This window comes from Variovorax davisae, assembly GCF_030316845.1.
In the GTDB taxonomy this organism is placed as follows: domain Bacteria; phylum Pseudomonadota; class Gammaproteobacteria; order Burkholderiales; family Burkholderiaceae_C; genus Variovorax; species Variovorax davisae.
Genome location: NZ_JASZYS010000004.1, coordinates 278,841 through 304,932 on the forward strand (window position 1 = coordinate 278,841; position 26,092 = coordinate 304,932).

General features: G+C 71.4%; 21 protein-coding genes and 1 tRNA gene. 13 read left to right on the forward strand and 9 right to left on the reverse strand.

What is annotated here, in order from left to right:
• Positions 1 to 42: 42 nt before the first annotated feature.
• From QTI33_RS11770 to recD, 4 genes are read left to right on the forward strand one after another with little or no spacing between them, the layout of a single operon-like run.
• The gene (locus tag QTI33_RS11770; RefSeq protein ID WP_286506117.1) at positions 43 to 2,703 is read left to right on the forward strand and encodes an AAA family ATPase; all 2,661 of its coding nucleotides are present in this window, start codon (positions 43 to 45) and stop codon (positions 2,701 to 2,703) included.
• 9 nt (positions 2,704 to 2,712) lie between these two features.
• Positions 2,713 to 6,225 (forward strand): exodeoxyribonuclease V subunit gamma, encoded by a 3,513-nt coding sequence (gene recC / locus QTI33_RS11775; RefSeq protein WP_286506118.1) that lies wholly within the window; start codon positions 2,713 to 2,715, stop codon positions 6,223 to 6,225.
• Complete coding sequence (gene recB, locus QTI33_RS11780; protein ID WP_286506119.1) at positions 6,222 to 9,959, forward strand: exodeoxyribonuclease V subunit beta; 3,738 nt, start codon at positions 6,222 to 6,224, stop codon at positions 9,957 to 9,959. The genes recC and recB overlap by 4 nt, the downstream gene beginning before the upstream one ends.
• Complete coding sequence (gene recD / locus QTI33_RS11785; protein ID WP_286506121.1) at positions 9,956 to 12,076, forward strand: exodeoxyribonuclease V subunit alpha; 2,121 nt, start codon at positions 9,956 to 9,958, stop codon at positions 12,074 to 12,076. Before recB ends, recD begins: the two co-directional genes overlap by 4 nt.
• Positions 12,077 to 12,082: 6 nt before the next feature.
• Here recD and QTI33_RS11790 read toward each other — a convergent pair whose 3' ends face one another.
• The 4 genes from QTI33_RS11790 to QTI33_RS11805 form a co-directional block, all read right to left on the reverse strand.
• Complete coding sequence (locus tag QTI33_RS11790; RefSeq protein ID WP_286506123.1) at positions 12,083 to 12,841, reverse strand: SDR family oxidoreductase; 759 nt, start codon at positions 12,839 to 12,841, stop codon at positions 12,083 to 12,085.
• A gap of 5 nt (positions 12,842 to 12,846) precedes the next feature.
• The gene (locus QTI33_RS11795; protein ID WP_286506124.1) at positions 12,847 to 13,326 is read right to left on the reverse strand and encodes a carboxymuconolactone decarboxylase family protein; all 480 of its coding nucleotides are present in this window, start codon (positions 13,324 to 13,326) and stop codon (positions 12,847 to 12,849) included.
• Between the two features lie 127 nt (positions 13,327 to 13,453).
• A complete protein-coding gene (locus QTI33_RS11800) occupies positions 13,454 to 14,335 on the reverse strand; it encodes an RNA polymerase sigma-70 factor (RefSeq protein WP_286506125.1) in 882 nt (293 codons plus the stop codon).
• A 43-nt stretch (positions 14,336 to 14,378) separates the two neighbouring features.
• On the reverse strand, positions 14,379 to 15,296 hold the full coding sequence (locus QTI33_RS11805) for a YicC/YloC family endoribonuclease (RefSeq protein WP_286506126.1): 918 nt from the start codon (positions 15,294 to 15,296) through the stop codon (positions 14,379 to 14,381).
• A gap of 90 nt (positions 15,297 to 15,386) precedes the next feature.
• On the opposite strand from QTI33_RS11805, the gene QTI33_RS11810 reads away from it, so the two are divergent.
• From QTI33_RS11810 to QTI33_RS11840, 7 genes are all read left to right on the forward strand, one after another.
• Positions 15,387 to 16,394: a serine/threonine protein kinase gene (locus QTI33_RS11810; protein ID WP_286506127.1), complete on the forward strand. Its 1,008-nt coding sequence runs from the start codon at positions 15,387 to 15,389 to the stop codon at positions 16,392 to 16,394.
• A complete protein-coding gene (locus QTI33_RS11815) occupies positions 16,391 to 17,296 on the forward strand; it encodes a PP2C family protein-serine/threonine phosphatase (RefSeq protein WP_286506128.1) in 906 nt (301 codons plus the stop codon). Before QTI33_RS11810 ends, QTI33_RS11815 begins: the two co-directional genes overlap by 4 nt.
• A gap of 28 nt (positions 17,297 to 17,324) precedes the next feature.
• Positions 17,325 to 18,053, forward strand: coding sequence for a ribonuclease PH (gene rph, locus QTI33_RS11820; RefSeq protein WP_286506129.1), 729 nt, complete (start codon positions 17,325 to 17,327; stop codon positions 18,051 to 18,053).
• A gap of 31 nt (positions 18,054 to 18,084) precedes the next feature.
• Positions 18,085 to 18,690 carry an RdgB/HAM1 family non-canonical purine NTP pyrophosphatase gene (gene rdgB, locus QTI33_RS11825; RefSeq protein ID WP_286506131.1) on the forward strand — a complete coding sequence of 202 codons (606 nt, stop codon included), beginning with the start codon at positions 18,085 to 18,087 and terminating at the stop codon, positions 18,688 to 18,690.
• Complete coding sequence (gene hemW, locus QTI33_RS11830; RefSeq protein WP_444814834.1) at positions 18,687 to 19,940, forward strand: radical SAM family heme chaperone HemW; 1,254 nt, start codon at positions 18,687 to 18,689, stop codon at positions 19,938 to 19,940. Before rdgB ends, hemW begins: the two co-directional genes overlap by 4 nt.
• Positions 19,941 to 19,959: 19 nt before the next feature.
• Entirely contained in the window at positions 19,960 to 20,634 is a 675-nt protein-coding gene (locus QTI33_RS11835) for a TetR/AcrR family transcriptional regulator (protein ID WP_286506133.1), read from the forward strand.
• 39 nt (positions 20,635 to 20,673) lie between these two features.
• Positions 20,674 to 20,761, forward strand: a tRNA-Ser gene (locus QTI33_RS11840).
• 34 nt (positions 20,762 to 20,795) lie between these two features.
• Here the strand turns inward: QTI33_RS11840 and QTI33_RS11845 are convergent.
• From QTI33_RS11845 to QTI33_RS11865, 5 genes are all read right to left on the reverse strand, one after another.
• Positions 20,796 to 21,167, reverse strand: coding sequence for a hypothetical protein (locus tag QTI33_RS11845; RefSeq protein WP_286506134.1), 372 nt, complete (start codon positions 21,165 to 21,167; stop codon positions 20,796 to 20,798).
• Between the two features lie 86 nt (positions 21,168 to 21,253).
• Positions 21,254 to 21,619: a hypothetical protein gene (locus tag QTI33_RS11850; RefSeq protein WP_286506135.1), complete on the reverse strand. Its 366-nt coding sequence runs from the start codon at positions 21,617 to 21,619 to the stop codon at positions 21,254 to 21,256.
• Positions 21,620 to 21,664: 45 nt separating this feature from the next.
• Positions 21,665 to 22,546 carry an alpha/beta fold hydrolase gene (locus QTI33_RS11855; RefSeq protein WP_286506136.1) on the reverse strand — a complete coding sequence of 294 codons (882 nt, stop codon included), beginning with the start codon at positions 22,544 to 22,546 and terminating at the stop codon, positions 21,665 to 21,667.
• A 13-nt stretch (positions 22,547 to 22,559) separates the two neighbouring features.
• Entirely contained in the window at positions 22,560 to 22,799 is a 240-nt protein-coding gene (locus tag QTI33_RS11860) for a hypothetical protein (RefSeq protein WP_286506137.1), read from the reverse strand.
• A 366-nt stretch (positions 22,800 to 23,165) separates the two neighbouring features.
• Complete coding sequence (locus QTI33_RS11865; RefSeq protein ID WP_286506138.1) at positions 23,166 to 24,329, reverse strand: citrate synthase family protein; 1,164 nt, start codon at positions 24,327 to 24,329, stop codon at positions 23,166 to 23,168.
• A gap of 82 nt (positions 24,330 to 24,411) precedes the next feature.
• Between QTI33_RS11865 and QTI33_RS11870 the strand changes: the two genes are divergently transcribed.
• Both QTI33_RS11870 and QTI33_RS11875 read left to right on the forward strand, forming a co-directional pair.
• Positions 24,412 to 25,365 carry an NAD(P)-dependent oxidoreductase gene (locus QTI33_RS11870; RefSeq protein WP_286506139.1) on the forward strand — a complete coding sequence of 318 codons (954 nt, stop codon included), beginning with the start codon at positions 24,412 to 24,414 and terminating at the stop codon, positions 25,363 to 25,365.
• Between the two features lie 4 nt (positions 25,366 to 25,369).
• Positions 25,370 to 26,092: a fumarylacetoacetate hydrolase family protein gene (locus QTI33_RS11875; RefSeq protein WP_286506140.1), complete on the forward strand. Its 723-nt coding sequence runs from the start codon at positions 25,370 to 25,372 to the stop codon at positions 26,090 to 26,092.

Here is a 26,092-nt window from a genome sequence, read left to right on the forward strand (position 1 = left end):
GAAGGGGTCTCGCACCGCAGTGCGAAGCACGGAGGTTCTCCGATGAACCTCCAGATCACCCGGCTGCGCGTCGAGCAGCTGCGGCGCTTCCGAAAGCCGCTGGAGCTGCGCGGCTTCGAGCCCGGCCTCAACATCCTGAGCGCGCCCAACGAGGCCGGCAAGAGCACCCTGGTGCGGGCCATCCGCGCCGCCTTCTTCGAACGCCACCGCTCCACCGTGGTGGAAGACCTGCGCCCCTGGGGCGAGGGCAGCGGAGCGGCGCCGCAGGTCGAACTCGACTTCGTGCTCGACGGCCAGCCGCACCAGCTGGTCAAGAGCTTCCTCGGCAAGAAGCGCTGCACCCTGCGCATCGGCGTGCGCACGCTGGACGGCATCGAGGCCGAAGACCACCTGGCCCAGCGCTTCGGCTTCGCCTTCGCCAGCAAGGGCGCCAGCAAGTCGGAGCACTGGGGCATTCCGGGCCTGCTGTGGGTGGAGCAGGGCACCGGCCAGGAGCTCGACGTCGACCCCGCGCGCGACCACCTGCACGATGCGCTGCAGGGGCAGGTCGGCGCCGCGGCAGGAGCGCTGGCGGCCACCGGCGGCGACGAGCTGCTGGACCGGTTCCGGGTCCAGCGCAACGAACTGCTGACCAGCACCGGCAAGCCGCGCGCGGCCTACCTCGAAGCTGGCGAGGCGATCGCCGGCTGGCAGTCGCAGGCCGAGGCGCTCGACCTCCAGATCGCCGGCTATCGCCAGCAGGTCGACCAGCTGGCGGCGCTGCGCCTCGCGCATCGGGCCGACGAAGCGGCGCGGCCCTGGGACACGCTGCGCCAGGCCTTGGCCGACGCCCGGCAGCGCCAGCAGGCCCTGGCGGAGAGCCAGGCCCAGCTGCAGAACGACCGGACCCGGCTGCTGCAGCTCGAAGGCACGCGCGGCCTGCTGGTGAAGGAAGTCGACGGATTGGCGCGACAGCAGTCCGACGCCGCCCAGCGCGGGCAGGCGCTGGCCCAGGCCGCCGAGCAGCTGCAGGCGGCGGATGCCGCGGTGGCCACGGCGCGCGCGCACGCCGAATCGGCCCGCGCGCGCGCCCACGCGGCCCGCGAGGCCTCGCGCGTCGCGCGCCAGGAGGACCAGCGCGGCCATCTGCGCCAGCAGGTGGCGCAGGCCCAGGCCGAGCTGGCCCGCAGCGACGACGCGCTGCGGCGCGCCGAGGAAGCGCAGCAGCGCCTGGCCGCGTTGCGTGCCGGCGCGGCCCGGGCGCCGGCCATCGCCAAGGCCCAGGTCCAGCGCCTGGTCGAGCTCGACCGTGCCGAACGCGACGCCGCACTGCGGCGCCAGGCCGTTGCCACGCGGCTGCAGTTCGCGCTGCCGGAGGGCGTGGTCCTCGGCCTGCAGACGCACGCGGAAAGCGGGCAACTGCAAGCTGCCGGTGAACGGCTGCTCGATGCGCCCACCACGCTGCGGCTGCCCGGCGGCGGCGAACTGGTCATCACGCCGGGCGGCGAAGACCTGGCGCAACTGGCCCGCCGCCACGCCGAGGCGCAGCAGGCGCTGCGCGCGGCCTTGCAGGCATCGGGCGTGGCCGACCTTGCCGAAGCGCAGGCGCGGCTCGCCACAGCGGCCGAACGGGAGGCCCAGCTGCGGCTGGCCGAGCAGGCGCTGGCCATCGTCGCGCCCCAGGGGCTGGAGCCGCTGCGGGGTGCGCACGCCGAGGCGCAGTCGCGCATCCGCAGCGCCCAGGAAGCATTGGCGCGCCTGCCCGAAGTCCCGTCGGAAGCCGTGCTGCCGGCCGACCAAGCCGAAGCGGCGCAAGACGCGGCGACGGCCACCGAACAAGCGAGCACCGCCGCATTGGCACAGGCCCAGCGTCGCCAGGCGGCCGCACAAAGCCTGCGTGACACCGCGCAGCACGAGCACCTCGCGGCCCAGGCGGCACTGGCCGATCCGGCGCGCACGCAGCGCCAGTCCGAAGCGCAGGCGCAACTGCTGGCCACCGGCGCCGAGCATGCCGCGCTGGCCGCGCGGATCGAGGCGGCCAGCGCCCAGGTGCGCGAGGCTCGGCCCGACATCGTGGCCCAGGACATCGACCGCCTGCAGCGCAGCATCGAGCAGATGACGCGCAGCCACCAGCAGCGCCGCGAGGACATCCTGCTGCTCGAGAACACGCTGCAGCAGGCCGGTGCCCAGGGGCTGGAGGAGCAGCGCGACGCCCTGGCTGGCCGGTTGGCCCAGGCCCGGCGCCGCCATGCCGAACTGCAGCGCCGCGCCGAGGCGCTCGACCTGCTGTGCAGCAAGCTCGACGCCAAGCGCCAGGCCACGCTGGCCCGGCTGCAGGCGCCCTTGCAGGCGCGGCTGCAGCATTACCTGCCGCTGCTGCTGCCGGGTGCCACGGTGCAGATCGACGCCGGCCTCGCGCCGGGCACCCTGCTGCGCACGCAGGCCGACGGCGCGGTCGAATCGGGCCAGGTGCAGGACCTGAGCTTCGGCGCCCGCGAGCAGCTCGGCCTGATCAGCCGCTTCGCCTACGCCGACCTGCTGCAGCAGGCCGGCCGGCCGACCCTGCTGATCCTCGACGACGCTTTGGTGCACAGCGACGCGCCGCGCCTGGCGCAGATGAAGCGCGTGCTCTTCGATGCCGCGCAGCGCCACCAGGTGCTGCTGTTCACCTGCCACCCGCAGAATTGGCAGGACATGGGCGTGGCACTTCGGCCCCTGTCCTGACATCCCGCAATGACCGACACCGCTCTCTCTACCGGCTTCATGGCCGTGCACAGCAACCACCCGGAAGCGCTGCGCGACCTGATGCTCGCCTGGATGGCGCGCCATCCGCTGGCGCCGCTGGAGGACGAGTGGGTGCTGGTGCAGAGCAACGGCGTGGCGCAGTGGCTGCGGCTGTCGCTGGCGCGGGATCCGGCCCAGGGCGGCGTCGGGATCGCGGCGGCGCTGCAGACCGAGCTGCCGGCCAGCTTCATCTGGCAGGCCTACCGCACGGTGCTCGGCGCTGCGGCCGTGCCCGCTGCCTCGCCCTTCGACAAGCCCCTGCTGGTCTGGCGCCTGATGCGCCTGCTGCCGGCGCTGCTCGAAGAAGCTGTGTTCGCGCCGCTGCGCCGCTTCCTGGCCGATGACGCCGACCTGCGCAAGCGCCATCAACTGGCCGAGCGCCTGGCCGACCTGTTCGACCAGTACCAGGTCTACCGCGCCGACTGGCTGGCCGGCTGGGCCGAAGGCCACGACCGGATCGTCGCCAGCCGCTCGGGCGCCCAGCCGGTGCCCGACGAGCTGCGCTGGCAGCCGCGCCTGTGGCGCGCGCTGCTGGACGACGTCGGCCCGGCCGGCGCCGCCCACGGCCGGGCCGCCGTGCACCAGCGCTTCATGGCCGCGGCCGCCGACTGGCAGGGCGAGCGCCCGGCCGGACTGCCGCGCCGGCTGGTGGTGTTCGGCGTCTCCTCGCTGCCGCAGCAGTCGCTCGAGGTGCTGGGCGCGCTGGCGCGCTGGATGCAGGTGCTGATGTGCGTGCACAACCCCTGCGAGCACGACTGGTCGCACATCGTGGCCGACAAGGACCTGCTGTGCGCCGAGCGCCTGCGGCAGCGCCGGCGTCCGGGCGGCGAAGGCGCGATCGCCGAAGAGAGCCTGCACCTGCATGCCCAGCCGCTGCTGGCCGCCTGGGGTAAGCAGGGCCGCGACTTCATCCGCCTGCTCGACGCCCACGATGCGCAGGAGTCCTATGCGCAGAACTTCGATGCCATCGGCCAGCGCATCGACTGCTTCGACCCCAACCCGCAGGACACGCTGCTGCGCCAGCTGCAGGACGACATCCGCGACCTGCGTCCGCTGGCCGAGACCCGCGCTCGGTGGCCGGCGGTCGACGCCGGCAGTGACCGCTCGATCCGCTTCCACGTGACGCACGGCCCGCAGCGCGAGGTCGAGGTGCTGCACGACCAGCTGCTCAGCGCCTTCGCCGCCGACCCCACGCTGCGTCCGCGCGACGTGATCGTGATGGTGCCCGACGTCGCGGCCTACGCGCCGCACATCCAGGCCGTGTTCGGCCTGCTCGGCGCCGACGATCCGCGCCACCTGCCCTACACGCTGGCCGACCAGGGCCAGCGCCATCACGACCCGCTGCTGGGTGCGCTCGAGAAGCTGCTGGCGCTGCCGCAGTCGCGCATCGCGGTGAGCGACCTGCTCGACTGGCTCGAAGTGCCGGCCCTGCGCGCGCGCTTCGGCATCGACGAGAACCAGCTGCCGCTGCTGCACCGCTGGATCTCGGCCGCCAACATCCGCTGGGGCCTGCATGCCGAGCAGCGCCGCCGGCTCGACCTGCCCGGGGCGCTGGCGCAGAACAGCTGGGACTTCGGCCTGCAGCGCATGCTGCTGGGCTACGCGGTGGGCACCGGCGAGGCCTGGGAAGAGGTCGAGCCGCTCGACGAAGTGGGCGGCCTCGACGCCGCGCTGCTCGGCCCGCTGGTGCAGCTGCTGGCCACGCTCGAAGCGCATTGGCGCACGCTGGCCACGCCGGCAGCGCCCGCGGAATGGGGCGTTCGGCTGCGGGCCCTGCTGGGCGACTTCTTCGCCGCCGACGAGGACAGCGACGGCTTCACGCTGAAGCGGCTCGAAATGTCGCTGCAGCAGTGGCTGGACGCCTGCGCCAGCGCCGGCCTGGCCGAGGCGATTCCGCTGTCGGTGGTCCGCGAGCACTGGCTGGCGCAGATCGACCAGCCGACGCTCAACCAGCCCTTCTTCGCTGGCGCCGTGACCTTCGCGACCCTGATGCCGATGCGCGCGATCCCGTTCCGCGTGGTGGCCCTGCTGGGCATGAACGACGGCGACTATCCGCGCAGCCGCGTGCCGATGGATTTCGACCTGATGGGCCACGACTGGCGCCCCGGCGACCGCTCGCGGCGCGAGGACGATCGCTACCTCTTCCTCGAAGCGCTGCTGTCGGCGCGCGAGCAGCTGCACATCAGCTGGGTTGGCCGCAGCATCCTCGACCATTCGGAGCGGCCGCCCTCGGTGCTGGTGGCGCAGCTGCGCGACCATCTGGCGGCCGGCTGGCGGCTGGCGGGCGACGCGGAAACGCCGGACGCCGGCCTGCGGCTGCTGCATGCGCTGACCGTGGAGCATCGCCTGCAGCCGTTCCATCCCGCCTACTTCACGCTCGGCGGCGATGCGCGCCTGTTCAGCCATGCGCGTGAATGGCGGGCCGGCCTGGTGCCCCGGCCATCGGTGGCAGCCGATGCCGGCGCCCTGCCGCCCTGGCGCTTCGACGGCCCGCTGACGCTGCGCCTGCTGGCCGACTTCCTCAAGGACCCGGTGAAGAGCTTCTTCCGCCAGCGGCTGGGTGTCCACTTCGAGGCCGCCGATCCGGTCGGCGAGGATGAGGAGCCCTTCGCCATCGACGCGCTCGAAAACTGGCAGCTGCAGAACGAGCTGATCCAGGCCCAGCGGGCGGCCATCGAGGCCGGCGGCTCGCGCGAAGAGGCGCTGGCCACGCAGCTCGCCCGCATGGCGCGCCGCGGCGACCTGCCGGCCGGCCACTTTGCCGCCCTGGTTCAGGAGCGCCTGGCCGAGCCGATGGAAAAGATGTTCGCCGAGTACGCGAAGGCGCTGGCCGAATGGCCCGAGCCCGTGCCCGACGCCGCGCTGGACCACCTGCCGGAGGGCCGGCCCGAGGCGCTGCGCCTCGCCGACTGGCTGGGCGGCCTGCGCGCCAACGCGGCCGGCGAGCGCTGCCGCCTGCTGCTCGACAGCGGCAGCCTGGTCAAGGACCGAAGCTACCGGCTCGACAAGCTGGTGCCGTTCTGGATCGCGCACCTGGCGGCGCACCTGGAGGGTGGATCGCTCACCAGCCGGATCGTCAGCAAGGCCGGCAGCGTGACGCTGCATCCGCTGCCGCAGGCGCAGGCGCGCGCTGGGTGGTCGGTGCTGCTGGATGCCTGGCAGCAGGGCCTGGACCGGCCGTTGCCGCTGGCGCTGCGCAGCGCCCTGGCCTGGCTGGGCAAGGGCGGCACGCAGGCCGACATCGACGCCGGCGCGCCGCGCGAAGCCGCGCGCGCCTGCTACGAGGACAGCGACCCGGCCTACGGCAAGTTCGGCGAGTGCGACGGCAACGCCTACCTGGCCCGCGCGTTCCCGAATTTCGAATCCCTGTGGGCCGGCGGCGAGTTCGCCCGCCGGGCGCTGGCGCTGCTGCAGCCGATGCGCGATGCGGTCGGCCGGGCGCCGGAAAAGGAAGCCGAATGACCTTGCCTTCACTGCTGGACCCCCTGCGCTTTCCGCTGCGCGGCAGCCGGCTGATCGAGGCCAGCGCCGGCACCGGCAAGACCTTCACGATCGCCGCGCTGTACTTGCGCCTGGTGCTGGGCCATGGCGGCGAGGCCGCCTTCACGCGGCCGCTCGCGCCGCCCGAGATCCTGGTCGTCACCTTCACCGAGGCCGCCACCAAGGAGCTGCGCGACCGCATCCGGGCCCGGCTGGCGGAAGCGGCCGAGGCCTTTCTCGCCGACCCTGCGACCGTGCAGCCCAGGCCACCGGGCGAAGACCTGCTGTACGACCTGCGCGCCAGCTACCCGGCAGCGCAGTGGCTGGCCTGTGCCCGCACCCTGCGGTTGGCCGCCGAGTGGATGGACGAGGCCGCGGTGTCGACCATCCACGGCTGGTGCAACCGCATGCTGCGGGAGCACGCCTTCGACAGCGGCAGCCTGTTCACGCAGACGCTCGAGACCGACCAGCGCGAGCTGCAGGCCGAGGTCATGCGCGACTACTGGCGCACCTTCTTCACGCCGCTGGCACCCGCCGACGCCCAGCAGGTGCATGGCTGGTGGGCCACGCCCGACGCCCTGCTGAAGGCGGTCGAGAAGCTGGTCGGCCTGAGCGAAGTGCTGGGCGAGGGCTTGCCGCCCGACCTGGCGCTGGAGCGCGCGCGCACCCACACCGGGCACGCGCTGTCGGGGCTCAAGGCGCCCTGGGCCGGCGACGACGGCTGGGCCGCCGGCCTGCTGGCCGGGCTCGAAGCCGCGGTCGCTGCCAAACAATGCAAGCTGCCCAAGCGCAAGGAATGGATGCAGAAGCTGCGCGACTGGGCCGAGGGCGACCTGCTGCTGCCATCGTTGACCAAGACGGCATGGGAGCGCCTCACGCCGGCCGGACTGGGGGATGGCTGGAGCGGCGACAGCGCGCTGCTGCGCCATCCGGCGCTGCACGCGCTGGCCGGCCTGCAGGAGGCCGTCAGGGCCTTGCCCGACGGCCGCCAGGACCTGCTGCGCCATGCGGCCCGCTGGTCCACCGAGCGGCTCGCCGCCGAGCAGGCGCGGCGCGCGCAGATGGGCTTCGACGAACTGCTGACCCGGCTCGACGCCGCGCTGCAGGGCCCCAATGGCGAGCGTCTCGCGGCCCTGGTCCGGCGCCAGTTCCCGGTCGCGCTGATCGACGAGTTCCAGGACACCGATCCGCTCCAGTACCGGATCTTCGACGCCGTCTACGGCATCGCGGCCAACGCGCAGGACACGGCCGTGGTGCTGATCGGCGACCCCAAGCAGGCCATCTACGCCTTCCGCGGCGCCGACATCCACACCTACCTGGCGGCGCGGCGCGACACCGACGGCCGGCACGCCACCCTCGGCACCAACTTCCGCTCGACGCCGGCCATGGTCGAGGCCGTCAACCATGTCTTCCTGCAGGCCGAGGCACGCGAAACGGGGCAGGGCGCCTTCCTGTTCCGCGCCCATGGCGAGAATCCGCTGCCCTTCCTCCGGGTGCAGGCCCGGGGCCGCAGCGAGCGCTGGATCGTCACCGGCGAGGCCGCCCCGGCGCTCACCTGCTGGACCCTCGATGGCGATCCCCCGCCCGGCAACGGCGAGGCCCAGCGCCTGCTGGCCGCCGCCTGCGCCACCGAGATCGTGCGGCTGCTCGCCGACGGCCTGGCGGGCCGCACCGGTTTCGCGAAGGAAGGCGAGGCGCTGCGCCCGGTGCAGCCCGGCGACATCGCGGTGCTGGTCAACAGCGGCCGCGAAGCCGGCGCCGTGCGCCAGGCGCTCGCCAGGCGCGGCGTGCGCAGCGTCTATCTCTCCGACAAGGACTCGGTGTTCCAGAACCCGGTGGCGGCCGAGCTGCAGCGCTGGCTGGCCGCCTGCGCCGAGCCCGACGACGACCGTCCGCTGCGCGCCGCCCTCGGCAGCGCGGTGCTGGCGCTCGGCTGGACCGAACTCGACCGGCTCAACCACGACGAGCTGCAATGGGAAGCCCGGGTGCTCCAGTTCCGCCGCTACCAGCAGACCTGGCGGCGGCAGGGCGTGCTGCCGATGCTGCGCCACCTGCTGAACGACTTCGGCGTGCCGCAGCGCCTGCTGTCCATGGGTGACGAGCGGGCGCTGACCGACCTGCTGCACCTGGCCGAGTTGCTGCAGCAGGCCAGCGCGCAGCTCGACGGCGAGCATGCGCTGATCCGCTGGCTGGCCGAGCAGCGCGAGGACAGCGGGAGCGAGAACGAGGCCCGCAAGCTGCGCCTCGAAAGCGACGCCGACCTGGTCAAGGTCGTCACCGTCCACAAGTCCAAGGGGCTCGAATACCCGCTGGTCTTCCTGCCCTTCGCCACCGCCTTCCGCGCCGCCAAGGCCGAGGACCTGCCGCTCAAGTGGCACGACGACCAGGGCCGCCTGGTGGTGGCGCTGCAGGCCGACGCCGACGCGCTGGCCCGGGTCGACCACGAGCGCCTGGGCGAAGACCTGCGCAAGCTTTACGTCGCGCTGACCCGCGCCCGCCATGCCACCTGGGTCGGCGTGGCGCCGCTGGCCGGCGTGGAGCGCAGCGCGCTCGGCTACCTGCTCGGCGGCGGGGCACCGCTGGCGGCGTCGGCGCTGGCCGATGCGGTGCTCGACTGGGCCAAGCCGTGCCCGGCCATCGCGGTCGAAGCCGCCCCCGAGCCCGGCGATGCGCGCTACAGCCCGGCCGCCGACGCGTTGCAGCTGGCGCCCGAGCCGGCCCTGCCATCGGGTCCGCGCGAGCGCTGGTGGGTCGCCAGCTATTCGGCCTTGAGCCGGGCCGGCGACCTGCTCGACGACGAGGCCGCGCTGGCACTCGGCGAGCCCGCGACCCGGCTGGCGCTGCCGCCGACGCCCAGCAGCGCCGCCGAGGACATCTACGCCGACAGCCGCTCCGATGCCGCCGCGCCCGACGAGGACGTCGACGCGCCGGTGCCGAGCACCGGCAGCCTGCACGACGTCCCGCGCGGCGCCGGCCCGGGCAGCTTCCTGCATGGCCTGCTCGAATGGGTGGGTCGCCAGGGCTTCGGGCGCCTGCGCTCCGATGCGGCGGCGCAGGCCGACCTGGCCGACCTGGTTGCCCGCCGCTGCAACCTGAGCGGCTGGAGCGCCTGGACCGAGACCTTGCGCGACTGGCTGCTGGGCTGGCTGGCGGCGCCGCTGGACCTCGGCGCGCTGGTCCCCGGGGCCGGCGCGGTGGCGCCCGCGGCGCTGGGCCGGGTGCAGATCGAGATGGAGTTCTGGTTCGGCGTCCGGCAGGTCGACCTGCGCGCGCTCGACGCCCTGGTCTGCCGCTACACGCTGGACGGCGCGCCGCGCGCGGCGCTGCTGCCGCAGCAGCTCAACGGCATGCTCAAGGGCTACATCGACCTGGTGTTCGAGCATGAAGGCCGCTACTTCGTGGCCGACTACAAGTCGAACTGGCTGGGCACGCGCGATGCCGACTACACGCCCGCGGCGCTGCGCGGCGCCGTGCTGCAGCACCGCTACGAGCTGCAGTACGTGCTCTACGTCTTCGCGCTGCACCGGCTGCTGCGTTCGCGGCTGCCCGACTACGACTACGAGCGCCATGTCGGCGGCGCGGTCTATCTGTTCCTGCGCGGCCACGCGGCGCCGGGCCAGGGGCTGCACTGCGAGCGGCCGCCGAAGGCGCTGATCGATGCGCTCGATGCCTTGTTCAGCGGTGCGGCGCTCGCTGCGGCGGAGCAGCCGTCATGAAAGCCCCGACCGTGTCCACCGACGTCTTCCTCGGCGCGCCGCCCGCGCGCCATGCGCCCCTGCTCGCCGACCTCGACCGCTGGGTCGCCGAAGGCTGGCTGCGCGCGCTCGACCGCAGCTTCGCCGCCTTCCTGGCGCAGAAGGCGCCCGAGGCCGATCCGCTGCTGGTCCTCGGCGCTGCGCTCGCCAGCCATCAACTGGGCCGCGGCCATGCCTGCCTGGACCTGCAGGCGGCGTTGGCCGATGCGAGCCAGGCGCTGTCGATGCCGCCCGAAGGCATCGCGCGCTCGGCCGAGGGCGCGGCCCCCATCACCGCGCCCTCGGCCCTGCTGGCCGGCGTGACGCTGGCGCGCTGGACCAAGGCCCTGACGCACCCCGCGCTGGTCGGCAGCGGTCCCGGCGCCACGCCGCTGGTGCGCATCGGTCATCGCCTGTACCTGCGCCGCTACTGGCAGTACGAGCAGTCGGTGCGGGCCGCGATCGCCGAGCGGGTGGCGATGCCGACCGCCGCGGCGGCGCCCGAGGCGCAGGCCACGCTGGCGGCGGCACTCGACGTGCTGTTTCCGCATGTCGACGGCGCCGCCGTCGACTGGCAGAAGATCGCCTGCGCGCTGGCCGCGCGGCAGCACTTCGGCATCGTCACCGGCGGCCCGGGCACCGGCAAGACTACCACCGTGGTGCGCCTGCTGGCGGTGCTGCAGCACCTGGCGCTGGCCGGCGGGGAGGGCCGCCGGCTGCGCATCCGGCTGGCCGCGCCCACCGGCAAGGCGGCGGCGCGGCTGAACGAATCGATCGCCGGCGCGGTCGAGCGCCTGCCGCTGGCCGGGCTGGCCGATCCGGCGGCAGTGCGCGCGGCCATTCCGACCGAGGTGACGACCGTGCACCGGCTGCTCGGCAGCCGCCCCGACACGCGGCACTTCCGCCACGACGCGCGCAACCCGCTGGCGCTCGACCTGCTGGTGATCGACGAAGCCTCGATGCTCGACCTCGAGATGATGGCCGCCGTCTTCGCCGCGCTGCCGCCCCATGCGCCGCTGATCCTGCTCGGCGACAAGGACCAGCTGGCGTCGGTCGAGGCCGGCGCGGTGCTGGGCGACCTGTGCCAGCGCGCCGACGCGGGCCACTACAACGCCGACACCGCCGCCTGGCTGGAGGCCGTCACCGGCGAACTGCTCGAGCCCGAGCTGTGCGACGCCGACGGCAGCGCGCTCGACCAGGCGGTGGTCAAGCTGCGCATCAGCCATCGCTTCAGCGCCGCCAGCGGCATCGGCAAGCTGGCCGAGGCGGTCAATGCGGGCGATGGCGGGAGAGTGCGGCGGGTGTTCGAGCGCGGCCATGCCGACCTGTCGCAGCAGCGCAGCCTCGACGATGCGGCGCTGCGCCGGCTGGTGGTCGACGGCGCGCCCGAGGGCTTCGCGGGGCAGGGCCGGGGTCGCCTCGAAGGCGGCCAGGCCGTGGCGCCGCCGGCCGGCTACCGCCACTACCTGACGCGGATGAGCGAAGGCAAGCCCGGCATCGACGCCCCGCAGGCCGACTTCGACGACTGGGCGCGCCGGGTGCTCGCCGCCTATGGCCAGTTCCAGCTCCTGTGCGCCCTGCGCAGCGGTCCGCAGGGCGTCGAGGGGCTGAACCAGCGCATCGCCGGCCTGCTGCGCGCCGAGGGGCTGCTGGAGGCCGACCATGGCGGCTGGTACCCGGGCCGCCCGGTGCTGGTCACGCGCAACGACTACGGCCTGGGCCTCATGAACGGCGACGTCGGCGTCACCTTGGGCGTGCCGGCCCGGGTGCCGGGCGAGCAGCGCCCGCGCTGGACCCTGCGCGTGGCCTTCGCCGCCGGCGACGGCCAGGGCGGCATCCGCTGGGTGCTGCCGAGCCGGCTGCGCGCGGTCGAGACCGTGTTCGCGATGACGGTCCACAAGTCGCAGGGCTCCGAGTTCGCGCATGCCGCGCTGCTGTTGCCCGAGCGGGCCAGCCCGGTGCTGACGCGCGAGCTGGTCTACACCGGCATCACGCGGGCCCGCCACTGGTTCACGCTGGTGGCGGCGCCGGAGGTGATGCAGGCGGCGGTGCGCAAGCGGGTCGACCGCGTCGGCGGACTGGGCCTGCGCGGCGATTGACGCCGCCTACTTCGAGGCGGCGGTCCGCTGGAACCAGGCCTCGAACCCCATCGATCCCAGCCACGGGTTCTGGCCGCTCGGCACCAGCGTGTCGTCGTCGAGCCGGGCGCCGAAGTAGCGCGCCTGCGGATCGGCCACGACCTGGCGCGAGTCCTTCGTGGCGGCCAGGTAACGCTGCAGCAGCTCGGGCATCCGCACGCGCTCCGGCCCCGCGATCTCGACCACGCCGTTGACCGGTGCGCCCAGCGTGTACTCGGCCATCGCCGCCGCCACGTCGTCGGACGCGATCGGCTGCACGAAGGCCGGCGACAGCTTCACGGTCTGGCCGTCGGCGCCCGACTGCGCGATGCCGCCCAGGAATTCGAAGAACTGCGTCGAATGGACGATCGTGTAGGGAATCGAGCCCGCGCGAATCAGCAGCTCCTGCGCGATCTTGCCGCGGAAGTAGCCGCTTTCGGCCAGCCGGTCGGTGCCGACCACCGACAGCGCCACGTGGTGCTTCACGCCCGCCGCGGCCTCGGCCGCCAGCAGGTTGCGGCCCGCGGTCTGGAAGAATTCCAGCACCGCCTTGTCCTCGAACGAAGGTGAGTTCGCGACGTCGACCACCACCTGGGCGCCAGCGAGCGCCTCGGCCAGGCCTTCGCCGGTGATCGTGTTGACGCCCGAGGCCGGCGAGGCCGCGAGCACCTCGTGGCCGCGCTGGCGAAGGTTGGCGACGAGCTTGCTGCCGATCAGGCCGGAGCCGCCGATGACGACGATCTTCATGGTGTTCACTCCAGTCCTGCCTTGTCGAGGCCGTAGGCCTTGTCGGCCGAGCCCGGCACGGTGCGGAAACCGACGTTGAGCCGGTTCCAGGCGTTGATCGCCATCACGGAAAAGCTCAGGTCGGAGAGCTCCTTTTCCGACAGCTGGGTGCGCACGCGGTCGAAGACATCGTCGGGCACGCCGTGCTCGGGCAGCCGGGTCAGGTTCTCGGTCCAGGCCAGGGCGGCGCGCTCGCGCGGGCTGAACAGGGTCGATTCGCGCCAGATCGCGAGGTGGTGCAGGCGCAGTTCGCGCTCGCCGTGCAGCTTGGCTTCCTTGACGTGCATGTCGAGGCAGAAGCCGCAGCCGTTGATCTGCGAGGCGCGGATGTGCACCAGGTCCAGGATCTTCTGCTCGATGGCGCTGCTCTTCTCCAGCATGCTGAATTCGACGAATTTCTTGAACAGCTCGGGCGATTGCTGCATGGCGTTGATGCGTTGGGTCATGGTCACTTCCTGGTGAGCCCCAGATCGGCTGAGGAACCGTTTGCGAAATCTCGCTGCATGGACGGGTCTGTCTTTGCATCCATACCCACAAGACGCGCCAGTTCGCCGGTTTGTGACAGGCCTTGCCTCAATGTCCCTGAAAAGCCGCCGCCAGCCGCGCCAGCTTCTCGGGATTGCGCTGCACGTGGATGCGCGTGATGTGCGCGCCATCGGTCTCGTACGACTGCGCGGATTCCAGCACCCCGTCGATGAAGCGCAGCAGCGCCCACTCGCCATTGATCATCGCGAGCTCCACCCGCACGCCGCTGCCGAAGCGCAGGTGCGAGGCATAGAAGAGCTGCGCGATGCGCTGGCCGCCGAGCAGCGGCTTGCCGAAGCTCGGCACGATGCCGCCGCCGTCGCCGATCAGCTCGGCGTTCTCGGCCAGCATGCCGTTCATGGCCGCGAAGTCGCCGCGCGACAGCGCCTCGGCGAAGCCCCGCATCAGTTGGTGGTGGGCATCCCGCGAGACCGCGAAGCGCGGCCGCTCCTCGCGCAGCTGCGCCTTGGCGCGGTGCACGATCTGGCGGCAGGCCGCCTCGCTCTTGCCGACGGCCTTGGCCACCTCGTCGTAGTCGGCGTCGAACACCTCGCGCAGCAGGAAGGCGGCGCGGGCCTCGGGCGCCAGCCGTTCGAGCATGAACAGGAATGCCACCGAGACGTCGTCCGACAGTTCCTTGGTCTGTTCGGGCGTCGAAGGCGCATCGGTCAGGACCGGCTCGGGCAGCCAGTAGCCGACGTAGTGGGCGCGCTGCACCTTGGCGGCGCGCAGCCGGTCGATCGCGATCCGCGTGGTGATCGTGACCAGCCAGGCCTCGGCGTTGTCGATGCCGGAGGGGTCCGATTCATGCCAGCGCAGCCAGGCGTCCTGCACCACGTCCTCGGCCTCGGCCACCGAGCCGAGCATGCGGTAGGCGATGCCCTGCAGGCGGGGGCGGAGGCGGTTGAAGGTGGTGGTGGGGTCGGTCATTGCGTCTCAGACGTTGGACGCCGGGCGTTTGTGACGCCCGCCTTCACTCGATGTTCTGCACCTGCTCGCGCATCTGCTCCACCAGCACCTTCATGTCGACCCCGATCCGGGTCATTTCCAGCGTCGCCGACTTCGAGCCCAGGGTGTTGGCCTCGCGGTGCAGCTCCTGGATCAGGAAGTCGAGCCGTTTGCCGATCTCCCCGCCCTTCTTCGCCAGCCGCTCGATCTCGTCCAGGTGCGAATCCAGCCGGGTCAGCTCTTCCGCCACGTCGATGCGGATCGCGAAAGCGGTGGCTTCCGACAGGGCTCGGTCCTGCGCCGCCTCGGGCGCGGTGGCGCCGCCGCCCAGGCCCATCGCCTCCTGCCAGCGTTCGAGGAAGCGGTTGCGCTGCTGCTCGACCAGCTTCGGCACCAGCGGCAGCGCCTGCGCCGCCAGCTTGCGCAGCTGGCCCAAGTGGTCCAGCAGCATCTTGGCCAGCCGGGCGCCTTCGCGCTCGCGGGCCGCCAGCAGGGCCTTCAGGGTCTTTTCCGCCAGTTCGGTCAGGTCCGGCCCCAGGTCGCCGCGCGGCGCCGAATCGCCGGCCGCCAGCCGCAGCACGTCGGCCACGCTCAGGTCGCGGGCGCTCGGGAGCCAGGACTTGATGTTGTCCTGGACCCCGTTCAGGCGCTGCAGCAGCTTGGTCGACGGATCGGCCACGCCGGCGCTGGCGGGGTTCTCGAACGCCACCCGCAATTCCACCTTGCCGCGCTTGAGCTGCCCGGTGAGCAGCTCGCGCAGCGCCGGTTCGTGCTGGCGCAGCTCCTCGGGGAGCTTGAAGGTGAGGTCGAGGAATCGGCTGTTGACCGAGCGGATCTCGACCCCGAGGCGGCCCGTGGGCTGGGGCCTGGTTTCGGCGTCGGAGTGGCTGCCTGTGGGGCCGTTCTGGCCGCTGGCATAGCCGGTCATGCTGTAAACTGGCATCGCGCCTCGCTGTGGTTTGTTTGCGTTTCACCGAGGCCCGGCACCGCGTTCGCTTGCCGCACCATCGCCTTCGGGCGAAACTCCCGGATTATGTCAAAGGTCAAACCTTCGCCCCTGCTTCCCGACACGATGATCGGGGGCTACCGCGTCGTGCGGCGGTTGTCCGCCGGTGGCTTCGGCGTCGTCTACCTGGCCGTCGACACCAGTGGCCAGCAGGTTGCCATCAAGGAATACCTGCCCTCGTCCCTGGCCACCCGCGGCACCGGCGAGCTCAATCCCCAGGTGCCGCCCGAAAAGCTCTCGCTCTACCGTCTGGGCCTCAAGAGCTTCTTCGAGGAAGGCCGCTCGCTGGCCCAGATCTCGCACGCCTCGGTGGTCAGCGTCCTCAACTTCTTCCGCGAGAACGAGACCGTCTACATGGTCATGAACTACCTGGAGGGCGCCACCCTGCAGGATTTCATCGTCACCGCGCGCGACTTGAAGAAGCAGAAAGTATTCAGAGAGTCGACGATCCGATCGCTCTTCGACGAGATTCTGCGCGGCCTGCGCATCGTCCACCAGCACAAGATGCTGCACCTGGACATCAAGCCGGCCAACATCTTCGTCACCGACGACGACCGCGCCGTGATGATCGACTTCGGCGCCGCCCGCGAAGTGCTGTCCAAGGAGGGCAACTTCATCCGCCCGATGTACACCCCCGGCTTCGCGGCCCCCGAGATGTACCGGCGCGATTCGTCGATGGGTCCCTGGACCGACATCTACGCCATCGGCGCCTGCATCTACGCCTGCATGCAGGGCTATCCGCCCAACGACGCGCCGCAGCGCATCGAGAAAGACCGCCTCGGCCTGTCGCTCTCGCGCCTGCGCGGCATCTACTCCGACAACCTGATCGAGGTGGTCGAATGGTGCATGTCGCTCGACCCGCTGTCGCGCCCGCAGTCGGTGTTCGCGCTGCAGAAGGAGCTCAGCCGCGAAGGCGAGCGCCGCTACACCAAGCTCACGGTCGGCGAGAAGGTCAGGCTTTCCATCGACAACATGCGCTCCTTCGAAAAGAAGGGGCTGCCCAAGGCCGCAGCACCCACCACACGCCCCGCATGAAATTCTCGGTATTCCAGGTCAGCCGCAAAGGGGGCCGCCTCAAGAACGAAGACCGCATGGGCTACTGCTACACGCGGGAATCCGGGTTGTTCGTGCTGGCCGACGGCATGGGCGGGCACCCCGAAGGCGAGGTGGCGGCCCAGTTGGCGCTGCAGACCATCGCGGCGCTCTACCAGCGCGAGGCGCGGCCGGTGGTCAAGGACGTCAAGGCCTTCCTGACCGCCTCGGTGATGGCCGCGCACCAGCAGATCATGCGCTACGCCGGCAACAAGGGGATGCTCGACACGCCCCGCACCACGGTCGTGGCGGCCGTCATCCAGGACAACTCCGCCAGCTGGATCCATTGCGGCGACTCGCGGCTCTACGTGATCCGCGAGGGCGAGCTGCTGACCCGCACCCGCGACCATTCGCACGCCGAGCGCCCGCGCGCCAATGCCGGCCCCGAGCCGGTCAACCGCAACCTGCTGCTGACCTGCCTGGGCTCGCCGACCACGCCGCTGTTCGACGTCTCGGCGCCGCTGCAGCTGCAGCGCGGCGACCGCATCATGTTGTGCTCGGACGGCGTCTGGGGCGTGCTCGACGACAGCGTCATCGTCCACATCCTCTCGTCCGGCAAGCCGGTGTCCGACTCGGCGCCCGACCTGGCCGAGATGGCGCTGCGCAACGGCGGCACCCACAGCGACAACGTCACGCTGATCGCCCTCGAATGGGAAACCCCCGACGCGCCGGGCCAGAAGCGCGGCGTGTCGACCGACAGCATCAGCGACGGCGTGTTCGCCTCCACCATCCAGGCCGGCATGCCGTCCGACAGCGAGCTCGACGACCTCGACGACGACGCCATCGAGCGCTCCATCGCCGAGATCAACGAGGCGATCAAGCGCTCCGCAGCCCGCAAGGGCTGACCGTTTCAATCCTTTCTTTCCGTTCACCATGACAGTTTTCGTTCGAAGCGGCGGCCGTGCGGCCGACCAGCTGCGCCCCGTGCGCATCACCCGCGGTTTCACCATCCATGCCGAGGGCTCGGTCCTGATCGAGTTCGGCCAGACCCGCGTGCTGTGCACCGCCTCGGTCGAAGAGAAGGTGCCGCCGCACAAGCGCGGCAGCGGCGAGGGCTGGGTCACGGCCGAATACGGCATGCTGCCCCGCGCCACCCACACCCGCAGCGACCGCGAAGCCGCCCGCGGCAAGCAGAGCGGCCGCACGCAGGAGATCCAGCGCCTCATCGGCCGCTCGATGCGCGCCGTGTTCAACCTGGCCGCCCTCGGCGAGCGCACCATCCACCTCGACTGCGACGTGCTGCAGGCCGACGGCGGCACCCGCACCGCGGCCATCACGGGCGCCTTCGTGGCCGCGCAGGACGCGGTCGACAAGCTGCTGGCGGCGGGCAAGATCCAGGCGACGCCGATCCTCGGCCACGTGGCGGCGATCTCGGTCGGCATCGTGCAGGGCACGCCGCTGCTCGACCTCGAATACACCGAGGACTCGGCCTGCGACACCGACATGAACGTCGTCATGACCGGCGCCGGCCACTTCGTCGAAGTGCAGGGCACGGCCGAAGGCGCGGCCTTCACGCGCGACGAGATGAACGCCCTGCTGGCCCTCGCCGAGAAGGGCATCGGCGAGCTGACCGCGCTGCAGACGCAGGCCCTGGCCGCTTGAGGATCGATCCCGCGCACCCGCGCCCGTTGACATGAAACTGGTCCTCGCATCCAACAACGCCGGCAAGCTCGCGGAGCTGCAGGCGCTGTTCGCACCGCTCGGCGTCGAGCTGGTGCGGCAATCCGAACTCGGCGTCGGCGAAGCCGAAGAGCCCTTCCGCACCTTCGTCGAGAACGCGCTGGCCAAGGCCCGCCACGCCGCGGCCGTCACCGGCCTGCCGGCGATCGCCGACGATGCCGGCCTGTGCGTCGACGCCTTCGGCGGCCTGCCCGGCGTCGACACGGCCTACTACGCGACGCAGTTCGGCTACGAGAAGGGCGACGCCAACAACGTGCGCGCGCTGCTCGAGCAGATGGCCGCGGTCGACGACCGCCGCGCTGCGCTGGTCAGCACCCTGGTGGCGCTGCGCAGCGCCGACGACCCCGAGCCGCTGATCGCGGTCGGCCGCGCGCCCGGCGAGATCACGCGCGAGCGCATCGGCGACAACGGCTTCGGCTTCGACCCCGTGATGTTCCTGCCCCAGTTCGGCAAGACCTTCGCCCAGCTGCCGACCGACGTGAAGAACGCCAACAGCCATCGCGGCCAGGCCGCCCGGGCGATGCTGGCCCTGATGCGCGAGCGCTGGCTGTCGCCGTGAGCATCGTCATCCCGATCGCCCCCGGCGCCGAAGAGGCCGCCGCGGGCGCGGCCGGCGCCAACGACGTGCTGCACCTGATGCGGCCGGGCCCGCTGCAGCTGGCGGCGCTGCCACCGCTGTCGCTCTACGTGCACCTGCCGTGGTGCCTGCGCAAGTGCCCCTACTGCGACTTCAACTCGCACGAATGGCGCAGCGGCGGCGACGCGCTGCCCGAGCAGCGCTACATCGATGCCCTGGTGGCCGACCTCGACGCCGCGCTGCCGCTGGTGTGGGGGCGCACCGTGCACACCATCTTCATCGGCGGCGGCACGCCCAGCCTGTTCTCGCCGGCCGCCATCGACCGCCTGATCGGCGACCTGCGGGCGCGCCTCAAGCTCGCGCCCGACTGCGAGATCAGCTTGGAGGCCAACCCCGGCACCTTCGAGCGCGACCGCTTCCGCGCCTACCGCGCGGCCGGCGTCACGCGGCTGTCGGTCGGCGTGCAGAGCTTCAATGACGAGCACCTGAAGGCGCTCGGCCGGGTGCACGACCGGGCCCAGGCCATCGCCGCGGTCGAAGAGGCGGCTGCCGCCTTCGACACCTTCAACCTCGACCTGATGTACGCGCTGCCGGGCCAGACCTTGGAAGGCCTCGACGCCGACCTGGACCAGGCGCTGGCGCTGGCGCCGCCGCACCTGTCGGTGTACCACCTGACCATCGAGCCCAACACCTACTTCGCCAAGTTCCCGCCCGCGATTCCCGAGGACGATGCGGCATACGAGATGCTCGACCGCATCACGGAACGCACGGCCACCCACGGCCTCCATCGATACGAGATATCGGCCTACGCGCGAACGGGCCATGCCTGTGCACACAATTTGAATTACTGGCAGTTCGGCGATTACCTGGGAATCGGCGCCGGCGCCCACAGCAAATTGAGCTTTGCGCACCGGGTGGTGCGGCAGGTGCGGTTCCGGGAGCCGCGCCTGTACATGGACAACGCGATCGCCGGCCGGGCGGTGGCGCAAAGCGAGGAGGTCGGCATCGCTGCATTGCCTTTTGAATACATGCTCAATGCCCTGCGGCTGAAGGATGGGTTTAGGCTTGCGGAATTCGGCGAGCGCACCGGCTTGGCCATCACCAGCATCCAACGCGGCCTGGAGGAGGCCGAGCGCAAGGGATTGATCGAACGGGACCTTGCCCGTGTCTGGCCGACCACGCGCGGCTTCGACTTTTTGAGCGACCTGCAGTCCATCTTTCTGCCGGACTGAGGGAACGACGACAAGCGCCATGGAACACAACGAAGAAAGCATCGAACACACCGAGTCATCGACCAAGCGCCGCTCGCGGGGCCGCCCCAGCCCCGAGCAGGCGGCTGCGCTGCGCGAGTCCTTCCTGGCGGCGGCGCTCGAGTCCTTCCTGGAGAAGGGCTACTCGGCCACCAGCATCGAGGCCATCGCGCGCGAGGCGGGCGTGGCGAAGATCACCATCTACCGCCAGTTCGACAACAAGGAAGCCTTGTTCCGCGAAGTGGCGCACCGCGCCGTGAGCAATGCCCGCGAGACCATGCAGAACACGCTGGTGCACCGTGGCAGCGACGAGCGCCAGACCCTGACCGACCTGGTCGAGCGCATGTACCTGAGCGCGAGCGAGCCCAAGACCCTGGCGCTGATGCGGCTGGTGATCGCCGAGGCGGTGCGCTTCCCGGAACTGGCGAAGTCGCTCTACGCCGAGAACAGCTACGTGCTGGCCCCGGTGGTCGACTACCTCGCCGAGGCCCACCGCGCCGGCAAGCTGCGCGTGCCGGCGCCCGAACTGGCCGCCGTGCAGCTGTCGACCCTGGCCTTCGGCGGCGTGCGCTTCTTCATCTCGAAGCCCTTGGCGGGGCCCGACGAACGGCGGGTCTGGGCGGAGGGCATCGTCGACCTGGTGCTGCGCGGCTGGGCGCCGGCCGCGAACGACTAAAATCCCGACCCTGCCGCCGTGCAAGGCGACGGCAGCCCAGGAGAGTTGGGTGAGTGGTTTAAACCAGCAGTCTTGAAAACTGCCGACGGGAAACCGTCCGTGAGTTCGAATCTCACACTCTCCGCCATGCGGCCTTGTCCCGCCATGGCGGGCGACAACGCCTAGCCGCCGGTGCAAGCCACCGGCGTGGCGCGCCCCACGGCCCACGAGGTGCGGCCCTGTTCGATGAACATCGTTTGGCGTCCGTTGGAGAACGTGGTCCCCGACTTTCCGATCGCGGGAAGATCGATGGCGGCCGCTCCGTCGACGGAGACCGAGGCGCTTTCTCCCATCAAGCGCACGGCCAGGCGTGTCCCACCGCAAACGTAGCTGCTCACTGGATGGGGATTGCCGACACCGATCGACGGACCTGGTATCGGTTGCTGGCAGGCCGCCAGCGTCCAGATGGCAAACATGCCGACGATCGAACAAAGAATGCGTTGCACCTTGACCCTCGCGGTGTCCGCCGCGTCGTTCGGCGGCGTGATGCTCATTGGCTGCGCAGTTCGCACGGAGGGCTCCTCGATTTCGATGGGATGAACCCTACACGCTCGGGCTGACAACGTCCAGTTGGCGTTTTTCAGCCAAATAGCGCGAACAGCGCATAGAGGCCGGCCAGGAACCAACCGACCGCCGCCGCGGCCTGCGCGTTCTCCTTCGGGATCGGAAACATGTCCGCCCGGCGCCATGCCCACCAGTTGAACGCCAGCGTAGGGCAGACCGCCAGAACGGCGGCGAGCCAGGGCGCTCCGGTGAGCGCAATCGCCGCAATCAGGGCGACGATGAACACCAGAAGGGTGCCGACGAAGATGCCGTTCGACGTACTGGCCAGGACATGCGAAAGACCGCCGCAGAGCGCGCATGTGGCCGGGCATTCGCGCGCCGACCATCGCTTCGCCAAGGCCGGGATGCCGGCGCCGCGGCACGAGGGGCATGCATGGTTCATGGGATGGATGGATCCTCAGCCACGCCATTGTGACCAACCCGCAGGTCAGTGCGCACTCAAGAACTGGATGACGCGCTGCTGGGCGGCCTCGGCGTCGGCGTTCGTGTAGAGCGCCAGGTGGGTGCCTTCTTCGAGCGCGAGCAGCTCGGCGCCCGGGATCGTCGCGGCCGCGAAGTCGCTGTGCGAAGGCGGCAGGTCCGCGTCGACCGTGCCCTGGACGATCAGCGTGGGCGCCGTGATCCGCTCGAGCTCGAGCGACGCGATTCGGCCGAACTGCGCGAGGTCGTTGTCGTAGCCGTCGCACCGGTCCTTGCCCTGCTCGGCGGTCGGGCCGAGGTCGAGAACGAACTGGCGCTTGGTATCGTCGGCGAACACCGCATCCACCTGCGCCGCCAGCTGCGCCCTGGTCAGGTGCCCTTCGCTGCTGAGCGCGCCGGCGATGTACTGCCTGGGCTGGTGTGCCGCAAGCACCCGCATGAGCCAGCGTCCGGTCGATGTGGTGAACATCAACCGGGAGACGGCGCTGGCGTGCGTGTCGCGGTACGCCTGGCTGACCGCGGCGAAGGCGACCAGCGACACGACCTTGCCGGGATGCCTGACGGCCAGCCGGTAGCCGGCAGGGCCTCCGCCGGACCAGCTGTAGACCGCGGCCCTGGCGATGGCGAGTTCGTCCAGCAGCGCGGCGAGCAGGTCGGCCTGCTGGTCGATGGTGCGCCGGTCGCCCAGCGCGGTGCCGAGGTAGCCGGGCCGGGACACCAGGATGGCCTTGAACCGCGCCTTCGGCAGGAAGCGGGCCATCAGCTCGGCTGCGTCGATGCCGCCCGGGCTGCCATGGATCACGAGCACCGGAATGCCCTCACCGACGATGGCGTACTCGATCGGGCCGAACGGCGTCCGGGCAACGGCGGTGGTCAGTGCGGTCGTCATGCTTTCTGCAAATCTACTGGAGCCAGCGAAGACCGGCCCAGAATCTGTCGCCCAGGCGAGCCGCGCCCATGCCGCAGGCGACGACTGCGAGGGTCAAGAGCGCGCACACGGCGAAGATGCCCAGCGGCCATAGCTTGACGCACATGCCCAGGCCGACGAGCAGGCCCAGCAGCGCGCCGCAGCAGAACCGCAGCCTCGTCTCGAACGCGTCGGGCCGTCGGCCGGCGGGCATCGGACCTGATTCAATCTTCATGCGGCGTCCTCCAGTTCGAACTTCATGACGCCGGCCAGTTGTTCGCCGTCACGGGCCACGTGGAAGAGGCCGGCGCACGTGTCTCGCAGAACGCGTTCATCGCTGGTCTCGGCGGTCGACCACAGCGCCTGGCCGCCGCTGGCGAGCCACTGCGCCCTGGCCGGACTGTGCCACAGCGAGCCGACAGGAGCGGGTCCGATTGGCGCGCGCCCTGCCGCTTGCCTCGGCGTTGGCGGCGCCTACCTTCTGGGAAAGTGGCCGTCTTGGGCAAGCCATAGGCCTGCTCCAGGGCGGGCCGGACCGCACGGCCGTGCATGGCAGCCATGAGGTTCTCCTCGAGGCACGCGAACACGGTGATCCGTTGACCTACGTCCTGGTCTGCTGCGGCAGCTCCGGCACCGGGCCCACGTAGCGCCCGCGCGGGCGGATCACCTGGGTGCCGCCCAGTTGTTCCAGGCTGTGGGCCAGCAGCCCGACGCTGCGCGCGGTGGCGAACAGGCCGAAGGCCGCATCGGCGGGCAGCCGGTGGTGCGCGACCAGGGCCGCCAAGGCGACGTCGATGTTGGGCCGCAAGCCGGTCAGGCTCGTCGCCTTGTCGATGAAGCGCGCGATCACCTCCGGGGGCTCGAACAGAGCGAGCAGGGCGGCGGCGCGCGGATCGCCGTCGGGATAGAGGTGGTGGCCGAAGCCGGCCAAGGGCAGGCCGGTCGACAGGTAGTGGGCCAGCACCTGGTCCTCGCCCAGCCGCTCTACTTCGCTGAACAAGGCCTGGACCCGGCCCGAGGCGTCGCCATGCAAGGGGCCCGAGAGGGTGGTCAATCCGGCCAGCAGGCAGGCAGGCAACGAGGCGCCGGTCGACGCCGTGATGCGGGCGACGAAGGCCGAACTGGTCAGCTCGTGGTCGACCAGCAGCACCATCGCCGTGCGCAGCAGCTCGGCCACCCGCGGCGTCTGCTTCCATCCCTGCGCGAAGCGCAGGTGCAGCGGCTGGCGCCCCGGCTGGGCGCCGAAGGCGTTGGCCAGCTGACCCACCAGGCCCTGGCCCTCGGTGTGCAGCACCCGCGTCAGGCGCCCGCGGATCGAGTGTCCGCTGGCCGCCAGGCCGGCCAGCGCGGTGAAGGCGGCCACCCGCCCGGGAGTGCCCGAGCGCATCGCCGCGGCGCACGAGAAGTCGGACGGCTGCTCGGCGTCCCACAACAGTTGCGCCACGTCTTCCAGGTGGGCCGTCCGGGCCAGTTCCACCGCATCCTGGCCGCGGTAGTACGGGCGCTCGCGAAAGAACGCGCACAGCGCGGTCGGGATGCTGGGTTCCGAGCCGAACAGCGTGTTGGCGGCCAGGGTCTCGTGCTTGCGGCCGGCCTGCTTGCGCTTGGCCAGGGCGTCCACGTCCTCGGCGCGGTACAGGCTGCGGCGCGTATCGGCCGGGTCGGGCGCGACCTCCAGCTTGCCGCGGCTGACGTAGGCGTAGACCGTCTGGGGCCGCACGCCGAGGAGGCGGCAGGCCTCGTCCATCGATATCCAGGAAGCCATGGTGGGATGCAAGTGGTCTAAATATGTTGATTATATAAATCAATATTGACGCTTATATCAAGTATTAACTAGCATGGCCGGCATGAACTCCCAGGTCCTGCAACTCAATCCGATCCTGATCCCCGCGATCAACGACAAGCTAGCCTCGCGCTACACCGTCCACAAGCACTTCGAGGCCGCCGACGGCGAGGCCTGGCTGCGGGCCCACGGCGCCTCCATCGACGCCGTGATCACCGGCGGCCACACCGGCATCTCGCGCGCCATGCTCGAACAGTTGCCAAGCCTCAAGGTGGTGGCGGTCAACGGCGTCGGCACCGACGCCGTCGACCTGGCATACTGCCGCGCGCGCGGCCTGCCCGTCACGGCGACCCTGGGTGCGCTGACCGAGGACGTGGCGGACCTGGCCATCGGCCTGCTGATCGCCGCCTGCCGCAACCTGTGTGCCGGCGACCGCTTCGTGCGCGACGGCCAGTGGGAGCGCTTCCCCCAGCCGAGCGCCATCCCGCTGGCGCGCCGGTTCAGCGGCATGCGCGTCGGCATCGTCGGCATGGGCCGGGTGGGCCGCGCCGTCGCGGTGCGGGCCGCGGCCTTCGGCTGCCCGGTGAGCTACACCGACCTGCGTGCCATGGACGACGTGCCCCATCGCTTCGTGCCGAGCCTGGTGGAGCTCGCGCGCGGCTCCGATGCGCTGGTGCTGTGCGCGGCGGCGGACCAGGCCGAAGGCATCGTCGACGCGGCCGTGCTCGACGCCCTCGGCCCGCGCGGCTTCCTGGTCAACGTCGCCCGCGGCCGCCTGGTCAACGAGGCCGACCTGGCGGCGGCGCTGGCCGCCGGCCGCATCGCCGGTGCGGGCCTGGACGTGTTCGTCGACGAACCCCGCGTGCCCCTGGCGCTGCGCCAGTCCGACCGCGTCACCCTCCAGGCCCACCGCGCCAGCGCCACCTGGGAGACCCGGACCGCCATGGCCGAGATGGTGCTCGACAGCATCGCCCAGGCCCTGGCGGGCGAGCGCCCGGCGCGGAGCCTGACCACCTGATCCCATGACGACCTTGGTCTTTCCGGCACCTGCGCCCGTCACGCTGCCCGTGGCGGGCCGCCCGGCCTTGTTCCCTGTCGGCCGCGTGTTCTGCATCGGCCGCAACTACCGCTGGGGCCCCGACGAGCCGGCCAGGCCGGTGGAGATGCCCGCCTGGTTCATGAAGCCGGCCGGCGCGGTGGTGCCGGCGCAGGGTCTGCTGCCCTATCCCCCGGCCACCGGCGACTTCTGCCACGAGATCGAACTGGTGGTCGCCATCGGCCGTGGCGGCTTCGACATCGACCCGGACGAGGTGGAGCCGCAGCACGTCTGGGGCTATGCCGCGGGCCTGGACCTCACGCGGCGCGACCTGCAGCAGCAGGCCAAGCGCGCCGGCGGCCCCTGGGAGGCCGCCAAGGCCTTCGACCACTCGGCGCCCTGCACGCCGCTGGTGCCGGCAGCCCTCTGCGGCCATCCGCGGCAGGGCGCCGTATGGCTCGCGGTCAATGGCGTCGAACGCCAGCGCGCCGACCTGTCCGGCCTCCTGTGGCCGGTGGCCGAACTGGTGGCAATGCTGTCGCGCTCGGTGACGCTCGCGGCCGGCGACCTGATCTACACCGGCACGCCCGCAGGCGTGGGCCCGCTGCAGCCGGGCGATGTCGTCAGCGGCGGCGTCGCGGATATCGGCCGCTTCTCGATGACCGTCGGCGACCGTGCCGGATTCAACCCACCCAGGAGTCTCACTTGA

Coding starts and splice junctions, on each gene's coding strand:
- QTI33_RS11770 (WP_286506117.1), top strand. CDS start 43: ATGAACCTCCAGATCACCCGGCTGCGCGTCGAGCAGCTGCGGCGCTTC.
- recC (WP_286506118.1), top strand. CDS start 2,713: ATGACCGACACCGCTCTCTCTACCGGCTTCATGGCCGTGCACAGCAAC.
- recB (WP_286506119.1), top strand. CDS start 6,222: ATGACCTTGCCTTCACTGCTGGACCCCCTGCGCTTTCCGCTGCGCGGC.
- recD (WP_286506121.1), top strand. CDS start 9,956: ATGAAAGCCCCGACCGTGTCCACCGACGTCTTCCTCGGCGCGCCGCCC.
- QTI33_RS11790 (WP_286506123.1), bottom strand. CDS start 12,841: ATGAAGATCGTCGTCATCGGCGGCTCCGGCCTGATCGGCAGCAAGCTC.
- QTI33_RS11795 (WP_286506124.1), bottom strand. CDS start 13,326: ATGACCCAACGCATCAACGCCATGCAGCAATCGCCCGAGCTGTTCAAG.
- QTI33_RS11800 (WP_286506125.1), bottom strand. CDS start 14,335: ATGACCGACCCCACCACCACCTTCAACCGCCTCCGCCCCCGCCTGCAG.
- QTI33_RS11805 (WP_286506126.1), bottom strand. CDS start 15,296: ATGCCAGTTTACAGCATGACCGGCTATGCCAGCGGCCAGAACGGCCCC.
- QTI33_RS11810 (WP_286506127.1), top strand. CDS start 15,387: ATGTCAAAGGTCAAACCTTCGCCCCTGCTTCCCGACACGATGATCGGG.
- QTI33_RS11815 (WP_286506128.1), top strand. CDS start 16,391: ATGAAATTCTCGGTATTCCAGGTCAGCCGCAAAGGGGGCCGCCTCAAG.
- rph (WP_286506129.1), top strand. CDS start 17,325: ATGACAGTTTTCGTTCGAAGCGGCGGCCGTGCGGCCGACCAGCTGCGC.
- rdgB (WP_286506131.1), top strand. CDS start 18,085: ATGAAACTGGTCCTCGCATCCAACAACGCCGGCAAGCTCGCGGAGCTG.
- QTI33_RS11835 (WP_286506133.1), top strand. CDS start 19,960: ATGGAACACAACGAAGAAAGCATCGAACACACCGAGTCATCGACCAAG.
- QTI33_RS11845 (WP_286506134.1), bottom strand. CDS start 21,167: ATGAGCATCACGCCGCCGAACGACGCGGCGGACACCGCGAGGGTCAAG.
- QTI33_RS11850 (WP_286506135.1), bottom strand. CDS start 21,619: ATGAACCATGCATGCCCCTCGTGCCGCGGCGCCGGCATCCCGGCCTTG.
- QTI33_RS11855 (WP_286506136.1), bottom strand. CDS start 22,546: ATGACGACCGCACTGACCACCGCCGTTGCCCGGACGCCGTTCGGCCCG.
- QTI33_RS11860 (WP_286506137.1), bottom strand. CDS start 22,799: ATGAAGATTGAATCAGGTCCGATGCCCGCCGGCCGACGGCCCGACGCG.
- QTI33_RS11865 (WP_286506138.1), bottom strand. CDS start 24,329: ATGGCTTCCTGGATATCGATGGACGAGGCCTGCCGCCTCCTCGGCGTG.
- QTI33_RS11870 (WP_286506139.1), top strand. CDS start 24,412: ATGAACTCCCAGGTCCTGCAACTCAATCCGATCCTGATCCCCGCGATC.
- QTI33_RS11875 (WP_286506140.1), top strand. CDS start 25,370: ATGACGACCTTGGTCTTTCCGGCACCTGCGCCCGTCACGCTGCCCGTG.